This window comes from Candidatus Omnitrophota bacterium (assembly GCA_040755155.1).
Lineage (GTDB): Bacteria > Hinthialibacterota > Hinthialibacteria > Hinthialibacterales > Hinthialibacteraceae > JBFMBP01.
Map to the genome: position 1 here is coordinate 63,234 of JBFMBP010000134.1, position 17,128 is coordinate 80,361.

Sequence of the window (17,128 nt, forward strand, 5' to 3'; positions counted from 1 at the left end):
CCAGAGGAAGCCATCGATGCGAATTATGCAAATATTACAAGCGCTTATCCTGTTAGCCGCTCCTCCTTTGGGGATTGGAATCGTCAATAAAACCAAGGCTTGGTTCGCAGGCCGGCGCGGGCCATCCCTGTTTCAACTCTATTACGATCTGTTCAAGTTGTTTCGCAAAGGGATGGCCATCAGCAAAACGACAACCGGGATTTTTTTTATAGGCGCGGCATCATGTTTAGCGACTCCTTTGTTGGCGGGTCTGATGGTCCCATTGGGTTTTCCCTCGGCGGCGGTTTCTTTTCAAGGCGATCTATTCGTTTTCGCGTATTTGCTCGGATTGGGCCGCTTTTTGACGGCGGCGGCGGCGTTGGATACCGGCTCGTCGTTCGAAGGGATGGGCGCATCGCGCGAATTGACCTTTTCCTCACTGGGAGAACCGGCGTTTTTCTTGGGTTTCATTGTTTTAGCCATGATTACGGGTTCGATTTCCTTTACGGAAATTTTTTCGGGACTTTCGAAACCGCCGGATATGACCACCAGCGCGATTTTGCTGCTCGCGGCCAGTTGGTTAATTGTTCTCCTGGCTGAAAACTGCCGCATTCCTTTCGACGATCCTAACACGCATTTGGAACTAACCATGATTCACGAAGTCATGGTTCTCGATCACAGCGGCCCGGCGCTTGGTTTCATTCTCTACGGCGCGGCCATCAAATTATTCATCATGGCGTCGTTATTGGTTGACGTCATACTCATCGTTCTGCCTGTAACGGTGTGGATTAAATGGCTGGCCTACGCAGCGGGGATTTTATTGTTATATGCCGGAATTGGCGTCATCGAATCCATCATGGCGCGTTTGAAATTGGTTAATGTTCCCAAATTGCTGATTTCGTCCATTCTCTTGTCGGGATTCGCCGTAGTATTGCTATTGAGGTGAAGATAGTGGATATCGCAACTAAATTCTTATTGATGGTTTTGATTCTATTGAATTTTTCCGCGCTTGCCTCCAGCCGCATGAAAGCCGTTATCCGCTTGACGGCTATACAGGGCGCGGTTCTTGGTCTCCTTCTGTTATCCGTTCATCGCCATTTCGGAATCACGATTATCCTGATGTGCCTGTTAACGATAACCATTAAATCTATCATCATTCCCCATTTGTTGGATCGGGCGATGCGTGAAGTCAATATTCGGCGGGAAGTGGAACCGATCCTTGGATTCGTACCCTCTTTGGCGTTAGGAGGCGCCAGTACGGCTTTCGCCTTCTATTTCTCCCAAGCGCTGCCTCTCGCGGATCCTCATCCTTCTTCCCTCATTCCCCCGGCTTCTATTTCCACTATATTCGCCGGATTTTTATTTTTGACGACCCGCACTAAAGCCATCAGTCAGGTCTTGGGATATTTGATTTTGGAAAACGGCATATTCGTGTTCGGTTTGCTTTTAGTGGGGAAAATTCCCTTCATGGTGGAAATCGGCGTATTGTTGGATCTTTTCGTAGCGGTTTTCGTGATGGGAATTATTTTGAACCACATTCAACGAACCTTCTCCTCCATCGATATGGACATTTTATCGGAGTTAAAAGAATAGATCATGGCGGGCATCCTGGTTTTTTTCATCCCATTTCTGGCGGCTTTTCTGGCCTATAGCATCCCCTCGAATCGCTATCGGCCTTATGTGATGCCGGCGGCGGCGTTCGGGCATCTGATGGCTGCGATAACCTTAATGCAGTCTCCCGCGCGGTTGTCGGCGGAGGAGCGTTGGCTGGAACTCGATCCGGCGGGACAGACGATCCTTATATCGATAAGCGTGTTGTTTTTTTGTTGCGCGCTCTACGCGCCGGCGTATCTATATCATCGTCTCGAGCGGCCTAACCGGATTTTTTGCAGCTGCATGTTATTGCTGTTGTCTTTGATGTCGCTTGTCCCGTTTATTCAACATGTAGGTTTGATCTGGGTGGTCATGGAAGCGACGACTTTATGCAGCGGCCCTTTGATCTTTTTCAATCGCACCTCGCGATCCATCGAAGCGGCCTGGAAATATTTGATGATCTGTTCGGTGGGAATCGCCTTAGCCCTTTTAGGCTCATTTTTCCTAGCCTATTCGACCTTCCAAATCGAAAATTCCAATCAACTCCTGTTTCCAAAACTGGCGCAATCCGCCAGCCTCTTGTCCAAACCCTGGCTGCGCGCCGCTTTCGTCACCTTGTTGGTGGGATATGGAACCAAAATGGGCATCGCCCCCCTGCACGTCTGGAAGCCGGACGCCTACGGGGAAACGTCGGGAATCGTGGGAGCCTTGCTGGCGGGAGGATTAACCAGTTGCGCCTTTCTAGTGCTTCTGCGCATCATCCGCATTATGTACGCCGCGGGGGAAGCGGTATGGACGAATCATATTCTCATCGTCATGGGTCTGTTATCGATGACCTTCGCCGCGGTGTTTATGTCCCGGCAGAAAGATTACAAACGAATTCTCGCCTACTCCAGCGTGGAGCATATGGGAATTCTTTTGTTGGGGGTTGGTATCGGTTCGCTGGGACTTTGGGGTTCGCTTTTTCATGTTTGGAACAATGCGCTGGGGAAAGCGGTGCTCTTTCTTTCGTCGGGCAACATCCATCGGGCGTTTGGCAGCAAAAGCACCGATTCCGTGCGCGGCGCTCTGCATCGGATTCCGGTTTCCGCTTCCCTGTTTCTTCTCGGTTTCATTGCCATTACGGGTTCGCCGCCTTTTGGACCCTTTGTAAGCGAATTCGCCATCCTCCAGGCGGCTTTCTTTGCGAAGCAGTATAAAACCGGCGCGCTTTATCTTGCGCTGATGCTCGCCGTCTTTCTTGGAATGGGGACGACGGTTCTCTCCGTGATATTCGGCGAAGCGTCGAAACCGGTAAAGGATAACCAGTATAAAGATTCCACGTTAACGGTGGGGCCGATCATTCTGTTGTTGCTGTTGATGCTCATAGCTGGCGTATGCTTGCCGTCTTCCTTGGGAGCGATCTTGACAAACGCCGTTGCGTTTATGGAGGTTGCGCGATGAACGGCTTTCAAAACGCTTTAACGATTATGCGCAACGGAAAATCCATTCCTCTCTCGGCTATTCCATCGCTCCAATTCGAAGAATTCCGTTCCGCAATTATTAAATCGGTAAGCGAAGGCTGCCGAATATCCTCACTGTTCGCCATGCCTCCCCTCAACGGTTCCGGCGTTGATTTAGTTGCAACGATTGCAGACGACTGGAACGGCGAAATCCGGGTTGTCTTAACGAACGTTCATGGCCGATCGTTCCTTTCACTGACGCCGGAATGTCCGCAGGCGCACCTCTTCGAACGCGAAATCGCCGAACAGTATAATCTCATTCCGGAAGGCCATCCTTGGCTCAAACCGGTCCGTTTTCCCGCGAGCGCAGGTTGCGATGGGGGAAGAAACACTTCGCCTGCAATCGGCGTTATGGATTACTATCGGATTGAAGGCGACGAGATCCATGAAGTGGCGGTAGGACCGGTTCATGCAGGCGTGATCGAACCAGGCCATTTTAGATTTCAATGCCATGGAGAAACCGTTTATCATCTGGAAATATCGTTGGGCTATCAGCATCGCGGCGTCGAGAATGCGGTCATCGGAGGACCTTATTCTATCACGCCTCATCAAATGAGTACGCTCGCAGGCGATACGACGATCGGACATTCCTGGGCCTATTGGCAAGCGGTCGAAGCCTTAAACGGCGTCCGAGTTCCTCCTCGCGCTCATGCGATTCGCGCCATCGCCCTTGAACTGGAACGGCTGGCCAATCACGTTGGCGATCTGGGCGCATTGGCGGGCGATGTCGGCTATTTGCCCACCCAATCGTTTTGCGGACGAATTCGCGGCGATCTCCTCAATATGACCGCCGTATTGTGCGGCAGCCGTTTTGGCCGCCAACTTCTTTGCTCGGGCGGCGTTCGTTTCGATCTCGGCAATAACGAAATCGGCCAACTCCTCCTAAGTCTTGAGAAAGCCGAACGCGAAACCGCCCAAGCGGTGAACCTGATGTGGGACTCTCCCTCGGTAATGGGCCGTTTCGACAATACCGGAGCGGTTAGCCGCGATCTGGCCGTCCAAACGGGATTGGTCGGACCCGCGGCGAGGGCTTGCGGCTTAGAGCGCGATGTGCGCAGTACGCACCCAACCGGAATTTTTCAATACGCCAATATCCCTATCTCCACGGCGCATTATGGGGATGTCAATTCCCGCGCTTTCGTCCGCTGGTTGGAGATTCGGCGTTCGTTGCGCTTTCTCGTCGAACACTTGCAAACCCTCTTGGAAGGTCCGATTCGAACGGATACACATCCCATCCGTCCCGGCCAATTGGCGGTATCGATGATCGAAGGATGGCGCGGCGAAATCTGCCATGTCGCCGTCACGGGAGAAAACGGCGCTTTTCATCGATATAAAATTGTCGATCCATCGTTTCATAACTGGTTTGGTCTTGCGCTGGCGCTGCGCGGACAACCCATTTCCGATTTTCCGTTATGCAATAAAAGTTTCAATCTTTCCTATTGCGGATTCGATCTTTGAGAAAAATATATGATCAAAGCCATACTTGCTCGCTTGCAACAAGGTTACAAAACGACGGCCTATCCGGACGGACCGGCGCCTGCGTTGCCCGCCCATTTTCGTGGTTGTCCCATCGCTGATCGCTCCAACTGTCCGTCCGATTGCCGCGTTTGCGAAGAATCCTGCCCCACCCGCGCCATCGAGATCGGAGAGAATATCCAATTCGATCTTGGACGCTGTATATTTTGCACGGATTGCGCCGACGCCTGCCCGCAGAATAACATTCAATATTCGAAGGATTACAGTCTCTCTTGCCGAAGCCGGAAAGATTTAATCGTTGCTTCTGGGAAGGAAATCGCTCTCGCCAAAGCGCTCGATGCGCATTTGCTTCGCCTCTTTGGCCGTTCGCTGAGACTTCGCCAGGTCAGCGCGGGCGGCTGCAACGCCTGCGAAGCCGATTCGAACGTATTGACTACCATCGGATGGGATATCGGACGCTTCGGCATTCAATTCGTCGCCTCGCCTCGCCATGCCGATGGTTTATTGATTACCGGCTGCGTTACGGAAAACATGCGCGAGGCTCTCGAAAAAACTTATGCGGCGACGCCTTCGCCTAAGATCGTGATTGCCGTGGGCGCCTGCGCCATTTCCGGCGGTCCCTTCGCCGGACGCCCCCAGCAACATAATGGGATTCCTTCAACCATCCCCGTAGATGTTTACATTCCCGGCTGCCCGCCCCATCCCTTAACGATACTCGATGGACTTCTCAGAATATTGGGCCGGTTATAAGAATCCGAGGAACGGAAAGCGTGAAATTTCCCTTTGATCGCTATGGATCGTATTTCAACACTACCATTACAAACAATCATTTATCCTATCTTCTGCAACCCCAACATTAGCGACCATACTCCGATGCAGGCGTTGCGGTACTTTTTCTTATTCGGCGGGATGGAGTTCTTAAAATTAGCATAATCCATATCTTCAATATACTCGGTCAACTTTTCAATTAATTCATCCGTACTGACGGAAGTTCTGTAGCGATAATCGGCTGTTTGGTCTTCGAATACGTCCGCATCGGGGAACAGTTCCTCGATATCCCCCTTGCAGCGCGCCCGAACCAAGCGGCGGCCGGGATTGTCCTTGTCGACGACGATGGATACGAACGATCGGCTCGTGAATAACCACATGAAATGCATTCCTCCTGAATGTTATCGTTTACTCTACGGCGAACGCCGACAGGTGGCAGAGCGAATCGGAATACCAAACTCCAACCCCGGCGCAGTTTTGGTTCTGGACGATCAGCTCGTTCCCCAGGCCGATGGAGGAATCGCAGAGCGCCAGGGAATTTCGGATGCGATCGAGAAAGGCTCGGGCCGTCTTTTGGGGGCACGCCGTCATGTCGGGATAATTGATCGCGTCCATGAAATACGAATCGGAAAGGCGTTCCCAGCATTGATGGAAACTCTCGGAAGAATCGAAGCAGTCCATACCCACAATGCGATTGCCATTGCCAGCTAAAACGCCTATCGCATCGCCCGGAAGAGCGAAAAGGTCTTTATATTCGCGAATTCGTTCGCTTGAACTCCGATAGGAGTCCGTGACCGATTCGGTATCCGAACGAGTATGGCGTTCTTTCAGATTCATGGCCACCTCGTCCCATACTGCCTCTTGGTCGCTGTAAGCGGCGCCTGAACTCATCCGGCACTCTCGAACGCTCTGCAGTTTGCGGCTGCGCAGTTTAGGGTGAGCGTAATGGGTGGACTGGAAGTTCTTTGTCGTAAATCGCCAACGGCCTCGCTCTACGCAACTGACGGGAATCTGCAAGGAATTCTGAGCGGCGGCTATGAGGCTGATATTCACCACCCGGTTCTGTTTGGCTCCGACCAGGATTTCTCCTTCGGGAATCAGGATCGGCTTCAATCCGCGATTGAGAAGGATCAATTCGCCGATTCGCCCCTCTTCGGATACCTCCTTTACAATGGCTTCTCCCGATTCCAAAGCAGTTTTCAGGAGTACGTAATCGGCGCGAGCGCCGTTTTGCTTACGCAATGGAAATAGGGTGAGATTGCGGTGATGAATCGCTTTGCCTATGCTCAATTGAGACAGGGCTTCCTGAATCCGTCCGAGACGACTATCTCGTTTTTTTTGCCGTTGTTCTTCCGCCTTGCCGGAGAAAAGAGAAATCAACAGAAGGGTTTCCGGGGCGGCATTCCATTGCGCAGCCGCTCCCAATCGTTCCGCCATTCCTTGGATTGTTTCCGGAGAATCGTATCGATCCAAGGACTCATACGTAGAACGAACCAATTCATGCAAAGCTTCTCTTTCGTTATTGGGAGAAAGATTGGGGCGTAGAATATCCAGCCCTTTTTCGGATAGATAGATATTCAGCCGGAGAGGCCATCCGCGAGGCCGGTCGGTTTTGGAGAGGACGGCGCCTTCGGGTATGCATCCAGTGAGATAAATTTTTCCCTCATCCGTCAGTTTCGCCGCCCAATGGGAAATTTCTCTGGGTAGAAACCCGATCTCTTCCGATTCGCTGTTCCTTACAAGGATGGCCCAAGGATCATGAGGATTGTCGGGTTGCCGTTCAAAGCGCAATTCCTCTCCCGGTTTTCCTTCCCCCTTTGCATACGGCATGCCTTTTATCTGGCAATAGATTTCCCCTATTGCCGTTTCCGGTTGAATGAACGTTTTCTTCATGGGAGCGTTCCTTTCCTGGATTGAATGAAGCAATACCAAACGGAATTGGACCATCGCAATGGAATCTCAAGCGGCCCGTCTGGCCGGATGGGTCTCCCAAAAAAAATTGAAGCGCGTGCGGCGATCGGGGGCGTAGGTTGTAATCCATTCGTATTCGCCATTCTCTTCTCCCCGCCGAACCACGGCGATCAATTCCTGATCTATGCAGGGGAGAAGGAAATACCACGAGGGGCAGCCCTTCTGCAGCCGCGGCAGGTAAGCGGGACGATAACCCCGCAGATGCATTTCTTCATACCGAAGTTGTACGCCTTCGCAGAACAGGGAGTAGGCTTTTTCCAAGGTCAAAGAAATCCCTGCGCGTTCCTTGATCCGTTCCAAAGCATGCAGCCGGATCGTCAGGCCTTTCGCTTTGCTCACCTTTAAGAATTTGCAACCCCGTATCGCCATGATGGCCTCCTCCTTTTTTTTCGATAACGATTTCATTATAAACAAGGGTTATGCCAACTCGCTGGGAGCGGGAAACGATTGATTATAACGCTCTTGAAAATAGGAGATTATGCGGAAGAAGATTCAAATTGCTGTAATTATGCAGGAGAAAAGAAATCGCGAATGGACGATCAAAATATTTGCTTGATCGATCAATAAATGATTGGCTTAATCTTCATTTAGGGCGGCCCACTTGCGCAAAGTATTGATGGAAACACCCAACCGCCGGGCGGCCTGAGTCCAGTTCCCATCGCATAATTTCAACGCGCGGGTCATGTAGAGACGGCGGATCTCCGCTTCGGGAACGATATCCGATTCGCGTTGCGGGAGGAATCGGCGGAACTCGTCCTGCATTGGCCGATCTTCTTTCGTCCCCTCGTGGAGAGAATGGAGTTTTTCTTGTTCGATCAGTTCGCGGAGAGGGCAATCGAAATAGGCCGAGCGTTTGAGCAAATTGACGAACTGGCGAATGTTCCCCGGCCAATCGTACTCATAGGCCGCGCGCCAATCTTCTTCCTTCAAACGCAAAGAATATCCATTTTGTTTTAGGTTGTAGATCGCCGACCGGGCGATAGGTTTCATGTCCTCCGGCCGTTCTTTAAGAGAAGGGATGCGCATTTGCAGGACATTCAGCCGGTAATAGAGGTCAAGCCTGAATTTATTCTCGGCGATTGACTTCGTCAAATCCTGGTTAGTAGCCGCGATGATCCGGACGTCCACCGGGTGGGGTTGTATCGTGCCCAGCGGGGTAATAGCGCCTTCTTCCAGCGCCCGCAGCAGCTGAGTTTGCGCCTGCAAGGGGAGCTCCGCCAATTCGTCCAAAAAAAGAGATCCTCCCTCGGCGGCGTCAAACGCTCCCTCTTGTTTTTCTTTCGCTCCTGTGAATGCGCCGGCTACATGCCCGAAAAGCCGATCGTTCGCTAAATCCGGATTGACGCTCAGCACCGCGCAATTGACCGGAACAAAGGGACCTTGGCTTCGGCGGCTGGCTTCATGCAGCGTTCGCGCCGCGATCTCTTTGCCCACGCCGCTGGGACCGAAGATTAGCACCGGCTCTTCCACCGGTCCCAACCGTTGAATCATGGCGCGGAGTTTTATCATGGCTGGGCTATCTCCAAGAGGAATAAAGCGTCCGTTTTGCCGATGGAACTCAGCCAATTTGCGATCGGCGTCGGTCAGCGAAGTCAATCCCGCCAAAATATGAATGGCGCGGATAAAACTGTTTCCGTCGCCGTATTTGAAATACCGGTCCGAGGAACCGCCGACCAAATCATGCCAGAACCGATCGTTTTCCGAAATCTTCTTCTTATTCTGCGCGTATTGTTCAGCCAATTGCAACAGCTGATCGGCTAGTGAGTTGGAGGCGATCTTAAGGCTGCGATATATCGCTTCCGTGTTGCTGGCGCAGTCGAAAAAGATGGTTTTGCATACGGCGCGAAGAGTGGTTTGGCGAGAAGATAGATACCCCCGTCCGCAATACCAGTGGACAAGAACCTTATGGCTTTTCAAATACCGCAGGACGGAAAGCAAATGATCGATAGGATCCGGAAGGCCAAGCCCGCAGACCGCAATGAAACGCGGTAGAAACTCCAAATCCGCGATTTCCGCTAACGTTCCGGCCACGCGCCGCGCACTGGTAATCGTCACGGCGGCTTTGGGATGTTTCTGCAGAACCATAGCCGCCGAGCAGGCTCCATCCAGACCATGGCTCGTAACGATGACCGCCCTTTCTCCCATCACGATCCTCCTCCAGATAGCCATATGCTCAATATTTGAAGAAATCGATCAATTATTGATGGATACCTAGATCAATGTCAAGACGATGAATCTGGCGATAGCGAATTGAAAAGCCTAGTCTTAATACCGGAATGGGTAGAAACGGTATCGGTATTTCCTCCAACCGTCCAATCTGAAGTAAATAATCCTGCGAAACGCCAACAACGCCCCCCAATAGCGCATGGTTCATTACTATCTCTTGTTCTTGAACTCAATAACTACCGCTTGGTAAATCTTAAGTTCGGGCAGGGTAATGGCAATGCATCCGCTTTTGGATTCCCATGAGATGGGTTGGATTGTATCCGTGGGACTGAAGGCTTGCGCATTTTGTATTTCCCGTTTTTCCCGCAAGGGAATTGTAATATGGACGCTTTTATGAATCGCCGGATCGCCGGATTTAGTTTTAACATTCCATATGGGATCGTCGTCTTCGCGCCATTCTTTTTCCAGGAGAATCGGAATATGGTAATTTACGATATGAACTACCATGCGATCGGGTTGTTTTTCCTTTCCTGGAAGAATGTAAGGATGAATGTATATGCCGGCATCCGTATTCGGCGGACACCAACGCAAGGGAATCTGGAGCGTTTGTTCTAGCCGCTTGATGAAAGAGGATCCCAAATCGACTTGTTTTTCCCGATCGATGCGCCGCGCTTTGTTCAAAAAATCTCCGGCTAAGACAAAGGAATTGGAACGCTCTTCCATAAGACGCCAGGAATCCGACAGGCGGCTGGGAATATGTTCCGGCTGGAGATTTAAGATTTTACCCTTTCCATAGGAAGCTATTTTCCATTCATCGGCGGAAAAACTAACATTGCTTAAGGGATGGCTCGGTCGAGGTTGAGCGTAATGATTCTCGGTTCCAAATGGATCGATAACGGCCAGGCAGCCGCCGGATTCGGCGTAAGACAAGAGTTGATGGATTTGCGGCTCCTCTGCATAGCGCAGCATGGGCGCAAATACGACATCGTATTGAGATAAACGGGAAAGCCCCTCTTCGGTTATTATATCGAAAGGAATCTGGGTTTCGGAAAAGATGCGAACCAGGCGATGGGTCATGGCGAGATGTTCCGGATATTCGTAAAAAACCTGATCGCTCCAAAATAGCAGACCTGCGCGCGCTCCCGAATCGCCGCCGTTCCACAGATCGGAATGTTCGGCGAAAAACCGCTTCCAACGTTCCCGCGATTTCGGCGCGCCTAATCCCCCTTGGATAAACGCGCCGCCGCCGCCCGCCGCCGCCTCGGCTTGCGCTAAATCCGCACTCCGGTCATCCATGACTTTATAAAGCAATGTTCCCGCTCGCGTTCCCGCCGCCATAGCCCAGCGGAAAGCGAAAACGTTGGAGATAATGACTCCGCTTTCCAACGAACCGGGTTGCGGCATCTCTTCGAACATTTGCATATCGGACATCGGCGCGAAATGCACCAGGTCGATTCCATCCACCCGCCGCTTATTGAGCGCGTCGACGGTTTGCATCGATCCGAGATTGGCCACCGTGTAAAAATCGTCTCGGCGGCCCTGACTGGCGAAGATGCTTCTCCCGACTTGCTTGAGACGGGCATGCGTCGACGCCATGCTTTCACACCAAAACCGTTGAGTCTCCACCCACAACAACAAATCTCGCGGATTGGAACGGCATCGTCTTCGAATATCAGCAGAACCGAAGCGCCGGTTCAACAAATCGGCCAATTCCCGGCTTTTCAAGAATTCGCGAAAGCGATAGCGAAGGATGGTTTGGATGTAGAGATTCTTCTTATCCGCTGACAACTCATGAATTTGTGTATCGCCGAAACGTTCCTGCAAATAAGCATGTAAATCGTCCTCGGGAGGAAACTCGCCTGACGAATCCTGCATATAGCAGCGGAGAAGACGCCAATCTTCTTCCAATTTAATCGCGCTTACATCTATTCCGGGAATCGATTCGTCCGGCGGAAGCGAATGTAAATAGGATGGGAACGCCTCAAGAATCGCGCGCTCAAAGTCCCGATAAATGCCGGAAAGATTCAACTCGCGGGAATCGTCCGTTCCCAACGCCGAACGCAGCCCCTCGCGGCCGTATTTGCGGAACAGATAGATATCGAATTTGACTTGGCAGTAAGGACAGTAGCAATACTGCGTATTGACATCGAAAAACATGCCGTCATAGCCCACGGATGCCAGCTGCCGCACTACCAGGTCGAGATAGTCCGACCAGCCTGGATGATTGACGCACGGCTCGTAATGATATACGTCCGGCGGGCCTCCGCCCAAAGGCATTGGGCCGCGTACTTGCGACCATAACGTTGGATCGGCGTCCGGCCGCGGTCCCAAACCGAAATCCCGATAGTCGTCCCAATGATCGTAGAAATGGAAAAATCCGGTTCGCTTGTCCGGATGGCCAAAGAAAGCCATTGTATAAACATAGGGGATTAAGCGCTTGACTCCAGCCTCCTTCATTTTCGCGATGATGCGATGAATTCGTTCAATCTCGCGAGGGATTTGATCCGGCGGGAGAATTTCATCGGTGAATAACTCATGGCCGTAGGTCGGCCCTAGCGCCGCTTTAAAGGGAATCTGATAACCAAGATGAAACAAATCGGGAGGGCTATTCCTGAGTTCTTGGAGAAACGATTCGTTTTCCGGTTCCGGCAGATACTCGATGCAATAAGTATAGGGAACAGAAGTCTTGGCGGGAATGGCAAACTCTTTCACTATCGGAACGGGTGCAGCGGCCAACAACCAAGAGGCGTTTCCCGCCATGATGATAAACGCGATCTTATATCGCATGGTCCACCTCGCACAAGCGGATTATGAATCGAAAACGCCATCTAATTCCGACCGAAACGCCCCCAGATTCCTTTACTGGCCGCTAATCGTTGTTTTTAGGATAACCCGTTGTTGGAAAAAAGTTCGGTTGTAAGATAGCGCTCTCCCGTATCGGGAAGGATGGTTACGACGTTCTGGCCTTCGCCGAGTTGTTTGGCGATTTCCATCGCCCCGTAGGCGGCGGCGCCGCTGGATATGCCGCAAAAAACGCCTTCTTCTTTGCAAAGTCGGCGGGCGGTTTCTAATGCGTCTTCATTGGAAATCCGCATTACTTCGTTCAAGAGACTGCGATCGAGTACGGCGGGAACGAATCCGGCGCCAATGCCTTGAATTTTGTGGGAGCCGGGTTTTCCGCCGGATAAAACAGGGGAGGCGAGCGGTTCGATTCCGATCAACAAGATTTTGGGATTTTTTTCCCGCAAGTATTTGCCTGCGCCGGTGATGGTTCCTCCGGTTCCGATCCCCGATACGAAAGCGTCGATCCGGCCTTCGGTCTGTTCCCAAATTTCCGGCCCGGTCGTTTCGTAATGGGCTTGAACGTTCGCGGGATTTTCGAATTGTTGGGGCATGAAATAGCCATTATTCGCCTGCGTTAATTCCTGGGCTTTTTCTACCGCTCCTTTCATGCCTTTAGGACCTTCCGTAAGAACAATTTCTGCTCCGAACGCCTGCAGTATCTTCCGGCGCTCGATGCTCATTGTTTCCGGCATACAGAGAATTAGGCGATATCCTTTCACCGCCGCGACCATAGCCAAACCGATGCCTGTATTTCCGCTTGTCGGTTCCACGATAACGCCGCCAGGCTGGAGCTGTCCCGAGTTTTCCGCTGATTCAACCATGTAAAGAGCGATTCGTTCTTTCACGCAACCCGCGGGATTTTGCGCTTCCAACTTGAGCCATACTTCCGCTCCGCCATTAGGCCGCATCTTATTCATACGAACGATGGGGGTGTCGCCTATGAGTCCTAAAACGTTTGCTGTTCTTTTCGCCATAAATGCCTCCAAAAAATCTCCCCGCGTTGCATTGTCTATTGTCTATATATATACTATGTTAACTGTAGATATTAAGCAAGTAAATGGAACATGCCTTCTTGACAACTGGATTAGGGATAAGGAGGCTTCCAAAATGAAAAATTGGAAAATCGATGGAAGAATTACGCCTGATCGTCGAAGAGAACGCCAAAGGAACGCGCATCGATAAGTATCTCGCCAAGCGCGTGGAATCCTTATCCCGCAGCCGCTTGCAGCAACTCATCCAAACCGGTTCCGTCTTTCTCAATAGCGCGCCGATTGCTCGCGTCAGCGAAAAAGTAAAGGGAGGCGACCTGATTGCGCTGCTTCTGCCGCCGCCTGCGCCTAGCGATGTGGAACCGGAAAATATCCCAATCGATATCCTTTATGAAGACGCTTATCTGGTTGTTATCAATAAACAGCCCGGCATCAGCGTTCACCCTACCGAGTCGATGCACAGCGGAACGCTGGTGAATGCTCTGCTTTATCATATCGAAGATTTATCCGGCATCGGCGGCGTTTTGCGTCCCGGCATTGTGCATCGTTTGGATCGGGGAACCAGCGGCGTCCTCATTGCCGCCAAACAGGACGACGCTCATCGCAAACTTAGCAACGCTTTCAAAGCCAGGCGTATTCATAAAACCTATTGGGCTATCGTGCACGGGACGCCGCCGCAACTGCAAGGGGAAATCGATCTACCTATTGGAAGAAGCTCTTCCGACCGCAAACAAATGACGATTCGACCGGACGGAAGAAATGCGGTAACCCGCTATAAAATTCTGCGAGCAGGACTAGGCGGAACGCTGGTTGAGCTTTATCCTTTAACAGGCCGCACGCATCAGATTCGGGTGCATCTGCGCCATTTGGGTTGTCCCATCGTGGGGGATGTTCTTTATGGGACAAAAAAATATCTGGGCCGCGGCGAGTTGGAACGGCTTTTGGAGGGATATCCCGGCATTGCGCTTCACGCCCACTCTATCCGGTTCGAACACCCCGCTACGGGAGAAATCATGACGATAACGGCGGAACCGCCCGGCCCTTTAGCCGCCGTAATGGATCGATTGAAATGACAATGTTGAAAGACCCCCGTCTTATTATGACGGATGAAGATATCGCGCGCACCATTCAACGCATGGCGCACCAAATATGGGAACGCAACGCCAGCGGCGATCTGGTTCTAGTGGGAATCCGCAGCCGGGGCGTAACGCTGGCCCGGCGCTTTAAGGAAGCAATATCGCGAATCGCAGGGCGCGAAATACCGATAGGCGAACTGGATATCGGCCTCTACCGCGATGATATCAACCTGGCCCCAGCGCCTCCCGCCGTGCGCAGCACCGAAATCCCCTTCGATGTGGAAGGAAAGGACGTCGTGCTGATGGACGACGTCCTCTTTACAGGCCGAACCGTGCGGGCGGCGTTGAACGCGTTGATGGACCTAGGCCGTCCTAACCAGGTGCAATTGCTGGTGCTGATCGACCGCGGACATCGGGAATTGCCAATCCAGCCAGATTACGTAGGCAAGGAAATCAAAACCTATCACAACGAAATCGTCGCCGTGCGCATGAAGGAAGAAGACGGAAAAGACGAAGTGGTGATCGGTTTTAATGGGAATTAGTAACTCATGTTACGCAATCCTATATTCCCTCGCCCTTTGGGAGAGGGCTAGGGTGAGGTGGAAAATGGCAGAATGCAGGATGGATTGAAATGATGCAACCCATCCTATCTTCACTACTAAGGAATTTATCATGAAGTGCAAAGTATTATTCCTTAGTGTTATGGTTTTGACTTTAGCGATCGGTTCCGCCATTATGGCGCAGGACAAACCCATCATGCAGTTTGGATGTGGGAATCTAACCTCGCTTGCATATTCCCTGGATGGCGCGAAATTCCTGACTGGGAGTGGGGATGGATTAGCGCGGCTATGGGATATTGAAACCGGCCAAGTGATCCGCACGTTCACCGGGCATGCAGGGAGTGTCAATTCCGTGGCCTTTTCACCAGACGGAAGTAAGGTGTTGACCGGGAGTGATGATTATACGGCGAAGCTGTGGGATGTTGATACCGGGCAGGAGATTCGTACATTCACCGGTCATACGAGTAGTGTCTTTTCCGTGGCTTTTTCTCCGGATGGGAGCAAGGTCTTGACTGGTGGATGTTTTGAGAATGGTGAGGATGTTATTGGTACAGCGAAGCTGTGGGACGTTGATACCGGGCAGATGATTCGCACCTTCACCGGGCATACGGATCCAGTCAATTCCGTAGTCTTTTCCCCGGACGGAAGCAAGGTGTTGACTGGGAGTTATGATGGTATGGCGAAACTATGGAATGCTGATACCGGGCAGGTGATTCGCACCTTCACCGGGCATACGGATGGCATCAGTTCCATGGCGTTTTCCCCCAATGGGAGCAAGGTGTTAACCGGGAGCAGCGACGAAACGGCAAAACTGTGGGACACTGCTACCGGGCAGGAGATTCGCACGTTCACCGGACATACGAGTATAGTCGAATCCGTGGCCTTTTCCCCGGACGGGAGCAAGGTCTTGACTGGGAGTTGGGATGAAACAGCAAAACTGTGGGACGCCGCTACCGGGCAGGAGATTCGCATATTCACCGGGCATACGGATGAAGTCCATTCCGTAGTCTTTTCCCTGGATGGAAGCAAGGTGTTGATTGGGAGTTATGATCATACGGCGAAACTGTGGAATACTGATACCGGGCGGGAGATTCGCACGTTCCCCGGGCATACAGGTGGTGTCGGTCCCGAAGCCTTTTCCCCAGACGGGAGCAAGGTCTTGACTGGCAGTTGGGATAATACGGCGAAACTATGGGATATCAATACCGGTCAGGTGATTCGCACGTTTACCGGGCATACGGATTATGTCTTTTCCGTGGCCTTTTCCCCGGACGGAAGCAAGGTGTTGACTGGGAGCTATGATGGTACGGCAAAACTTTGGAACGCTGATACCGGGCGGGAGATTCGCACGTTCGCCGGTTATATGTATGAAGTCAGTTTCGTGTCCTTTTCCCTAGACGGAAGCAAGGTGTTGACTGTGAGTAGGGATGGAACAGCAAAACTTTGGAACGTTGATACAGGCCAGGTGATTCGCACGTTCACCGGCTGCTCAACCAAGTGGACTTTCGCGCCAAGCAGATTCAACGTTGATACCGGCCAGGTGATTCACACGTTCACCGGGCATACGGATTTAGTCAATTCCGTGGCCATTTCCCCAGACGGAAGCAAGGTGTTGACCGGGAGTGATGATTATACGGCGAAGCTGTGGGACGTTGATACCGGGCGGGTTATTCGCACATTCACCGGGCATACGGATCCAGTCAATTCCGTAGTCTTTTCCCCGGATGGAAGCAAGGTGTTGACCGGGAGTGAGGATAAGACGGCGAAACTTTGGAACGCTGATACTGGTCGGGTGATTCGCACGTTCGCCGGTTATATGAATGAAGATGAAGTCAGTTCCGTGTCCTTTTCCCCGGACGGAAGCAAGGTGTTGACCGGGAATACTGGGAATTATGATGGAACGGCAATAATGTGGGACGCCAATACCGGCCAGGAGATTCATACGTTCGAGCATACGAGTGGGATTGAATCCGTTGCTTTTTCCCCCGATGGGAGCAAGGTCTTGGCAGGGAGTAGGGATGGTATGGCGAAACTATGGAATGCTGATACCGGTCAGGAGATTTACACGTTCACCGGGCATTCGGATATAGTTTATTCCGTGGCCTTTTCCCCCGACGGGAACAAGGTGTTGACTAGGAGTTGGGATGGAACGGCGAAGTTGTGGAACATTCGCAATGTGGTTGGCGTCAACCAATAGAGCCTTT

The 17,128-nt window shown here is 51.8% G+C and carries 14 protein-coding genes; 8 read left to right on the plus strand and 6 right to left on the minus strand.

Annotated features, from left to right (window positions below):
• Nucleotides 1-16 precede the first annotated feature (16 nt).
• From AB1656_19780 to AB1656_19800, 5 genes are read left to right on the plus strand one after another with little or no spacing between them, the layout of a single operon-like run.
• The gene (locus AB1656_19780; GenBank protein MEW6237630.1) at nt 17-925 is read left to right on the plus strand and encodes an NADH-quinone oxidoreductase subunit H; all 909 of its coding nucleotides are present in this window, start codon (nt 17-19) and stop codon (nt 923-925) included.
• A 5-nt stretch (nt 926-930) separates the two neighbouring features.
• Nucleotides 931-1,572, plus strand: a complete 642-nt coding sequence (locus AB1656_19785; GenBank protein ID MEW6237631.1) for a hydrogenase — start codon at nt 931-933, stop codon at nt 1,570-1,572.
• A 3-nt stretch (nt 1,573-1,575) separates the two neighbouring features.
• Entirely contained in the window at nt 1,576-3,015 is a 1,440-nt protein-coding gene (locus tag AB1656_19790) for a proton-conducting transporter membrane subunit (protein MEW6237632.1), read from the plus strand.
• A complete protein-coding gene (locus AB1656_19795) occupies nt 3,012-4,532 on the plus strand; it encodes a hydrogenase (protein ID MEW6237633.1) in 1,521 nt (506 codons plus the stop codon). The genes AB1656_19790 and AB1656_19795 overlap by 4 nt, the downstream gene beginning before the upstream one ends.
• A gap of 9 nt (nt 4,533-4,541) precedes the next feature.
• The gene (locus tag AB1656_19800; GenBank protein MEW6237634.1) at nt 4,542-5,300 is read left to right on the plus strand and encodes a 4Fe-4S binding protein; all 759 of its coding nucleotides are present in this window, start codon (nt 4,542-4,544) and stop codon (nt 5,298-5,300) included.
• Nucleotides 5,301-5,380: 80 nt separating this feature from the next.
• Here AB1656_19800 and AB1656_19805 read toward each other — a convergent pair whose 3' ends face one another.
• The 6 genes from AB1656_19805 to cysK form a co-directional block, all read right to left on the minus strand.
• Complete coding sequence (locus tag AB1656_19805; GenBank protein MEW6237635.1) at nt 5,381-5,698, minus strand: hypothetical protein; 318 nt, start codon at nt 5,696-5,698, stop codon at nt 5,381-5,383.
• Nucleotides 5,699-5,726: 28 nt separating this feature from the next.
• Nucleotides 5,727-7,211 (minus strand): HIRAN domain-containing protein, encoded by a 1,485-nt coding sequence (locus tag AB1656_19810; protein MEW6237636.1) that lies wholly within the window; start codon nt 7,209-7,211, stop codon nt 5,727-5,729.
• Between the two features lie 66 nt (nt 7,212-7,277).
• Nucleotides 7,278-7,658 carry a hypothetical protein gene (locus AB1656_19815; protein MEW6237637.1) on the minus strand — a complete coding sequence of 127 codons (381 nt, stop codon included), beginning with the start codon at nt 7,656-7,658 and terminating at the stop codon, nt 7,278-7,280.
• Between the two features lie 207 nt (nt 7,659-7,865).
• Nucleotides 7,866-9,434 carry a sigma-54 dependent transcriptional regulator gene (locus tag AB1656_19820; protein MEW6237638.1) on the minus strand — a complete coding sequence of 523 codons (1,569 nt, stop codon included), beginning with the start codon at nt 9,432-9,434 and terminating at the stop codon, nt 7,866-7,868.
• A 231-nt stretch (nt 9,435-9,665) separates the two neighbouring features.
• Nucleotides 9,666-12,242 (minus strand): beta-galactosidase trimerization domain-containing protein, encoded by a 2,577-nt coding sequence (locus AB1656_19825; protein MEW6237639.1) that lies wholly within the window; start codon nt 12,240-12,242, stop codon nt 9,666-9,668.
• A gap of 95 nt (nt 12,243-12,337) precedes the next feature.
• Nucleotides 12,338-13,273: a cysteine synthase A gene (gene cysK / locus AB1656_19830; GenBank protein MEW6237640.1), complete on the minus strand. Its 936-nt coding sequence runs from the start codon at nt 13,271-13,273 to the stop codon at nt 12,338-12,340.
• A gap of 152 nt (nt 13,274-13,425) precedes the next feature.
• Here cysK and AB1656_19835 point away from each other — a divergent pair, with 152 nt between their 5' ends.
• From AB1656_19835 to AB1656_19845, 3 genes are all read left to right on the plus strand, one after another.
• Complete coding sequence (locus AB1656_19835) at nt 13,426-14,361, plus strand: RluA family pseudouridine synthase (GenBank protein ID MEW6237641.1); 936 nt, start codon at nt 13,426-13,428, stop codon at nt 14,359-14,361.
• Nucleotides 14,362-14,366: 5 nt separating this feature from the next.
• The gene (pyrR, locus tag AB1656_19840; protein ID MEW6237642.1) at nt 14,367-14,906 is read left to right on the plus strand and encodes a bifunctional pyr operon transcriptional regulator/uracil phosphoribosyltransferase PyrR; all 540 of its coding nucleotides are present in this window, start codon (nt 14,367-14,369) and stop codon (nt 14,904-14,906) included.
• Between the two features lie 130 nt (nt 14,907-15,036).
• Entirely contained in the window at nt 15,037-17,121 is a 2,085-nt protein-coding gene (locus AB1656_19845) for a hypothetical protein (protein MEW6237643.1), read from the plus strand.
• Nucleotides 17,122-17,128 lie beyond the last annotated feature (7 nt).

Excerpts from the sequence above, each read along its gene's own strand:
- AB1656_19780 (MEW6237630.1), top strand. The coding sequence starts at position 17 with ATGCGAATTATGCAAATATTACAAGCGCTTATCCTGTTAGCCGCTCCT.
- AB1656_19790 (MEW6237632.1), top strand. The coding sequence starts at position 1,576 with ATGGCGGGCATCCTGGTTTTTTTCATCCCATTTCTGGCGGCTTTTCTG.
- AB1656_19795 (MEW6237633.1), top strand. The coding sequence starts at position 3,012 with ATGAACGGCTTTCAAAACGCTTTAACGATTATGCGCAACGGAAAATCC.
- AB1656_19800 (MEW6237634.1), top strand. The coding sequence starts at position 4,542 with ATGATCAAAGCCATACTTGCTCGCTTGCAACAAGGTTACAAAACGACG.
- AB1656_19805 (MEW6237635.1), bottom strand. The coding sequence starts at position 5,698 with ATGTGGTTATTCACGAGCCGATCGTTCGTATCCATCGTCGTCGACAAG.
- AB1656_19810 (MEW6237636.1), bottom strand. The coding sequence starts at position 7,211 with ATGAAGAAAACGTTCATTCAACCGGAAACGGCAATAGGGGAAATCTAT.
- AB1656_19815 (MEW6237637.1), bottom strand. The coding sequence starts at position 7,658 with ATGGCGATACGGGGTTGCAAATTCTTAAAGGTGAGCAAAGCGAAAGGC.
- AB1656_19820 (MEW6237638.1), bottom strand. The coding sequence starts at position 9,434 with ATGGGAGAAAGGGCGGTCATCGTTACGAGCCATGGTCTGGATGGAGCC.
- AB1656_19825 (MEW6237639.1), bottom strand. The coding sequence starts at position 12,242 with ATGCGATATAAGATCGCGTTTATCATCATGGCGGGAAACGCCTCTTGG.
- cysK (MEW6237640.1), bottom strand. The coding sequence starts at position 13,273 with ATGGCGAAAAGAACAGCAAACGTTTTAGGACTCATAGGCGACACCCCC.
- AB1656_19835 (MEW6237641.1), top strand. The coding sequence starts at position 13,426 with ATGGAAGAATTACGCCTGATCGTCGAAGAGAACGCCAAAGGAACGCGC.
- AB1656_19845 (MEW6237643.1), top strand. The coding sequence starts at position 15,037 with ATGAAGTGCAAAGTATTATTCCTTAGTGTTATGGTTTTGACTTTAGCG.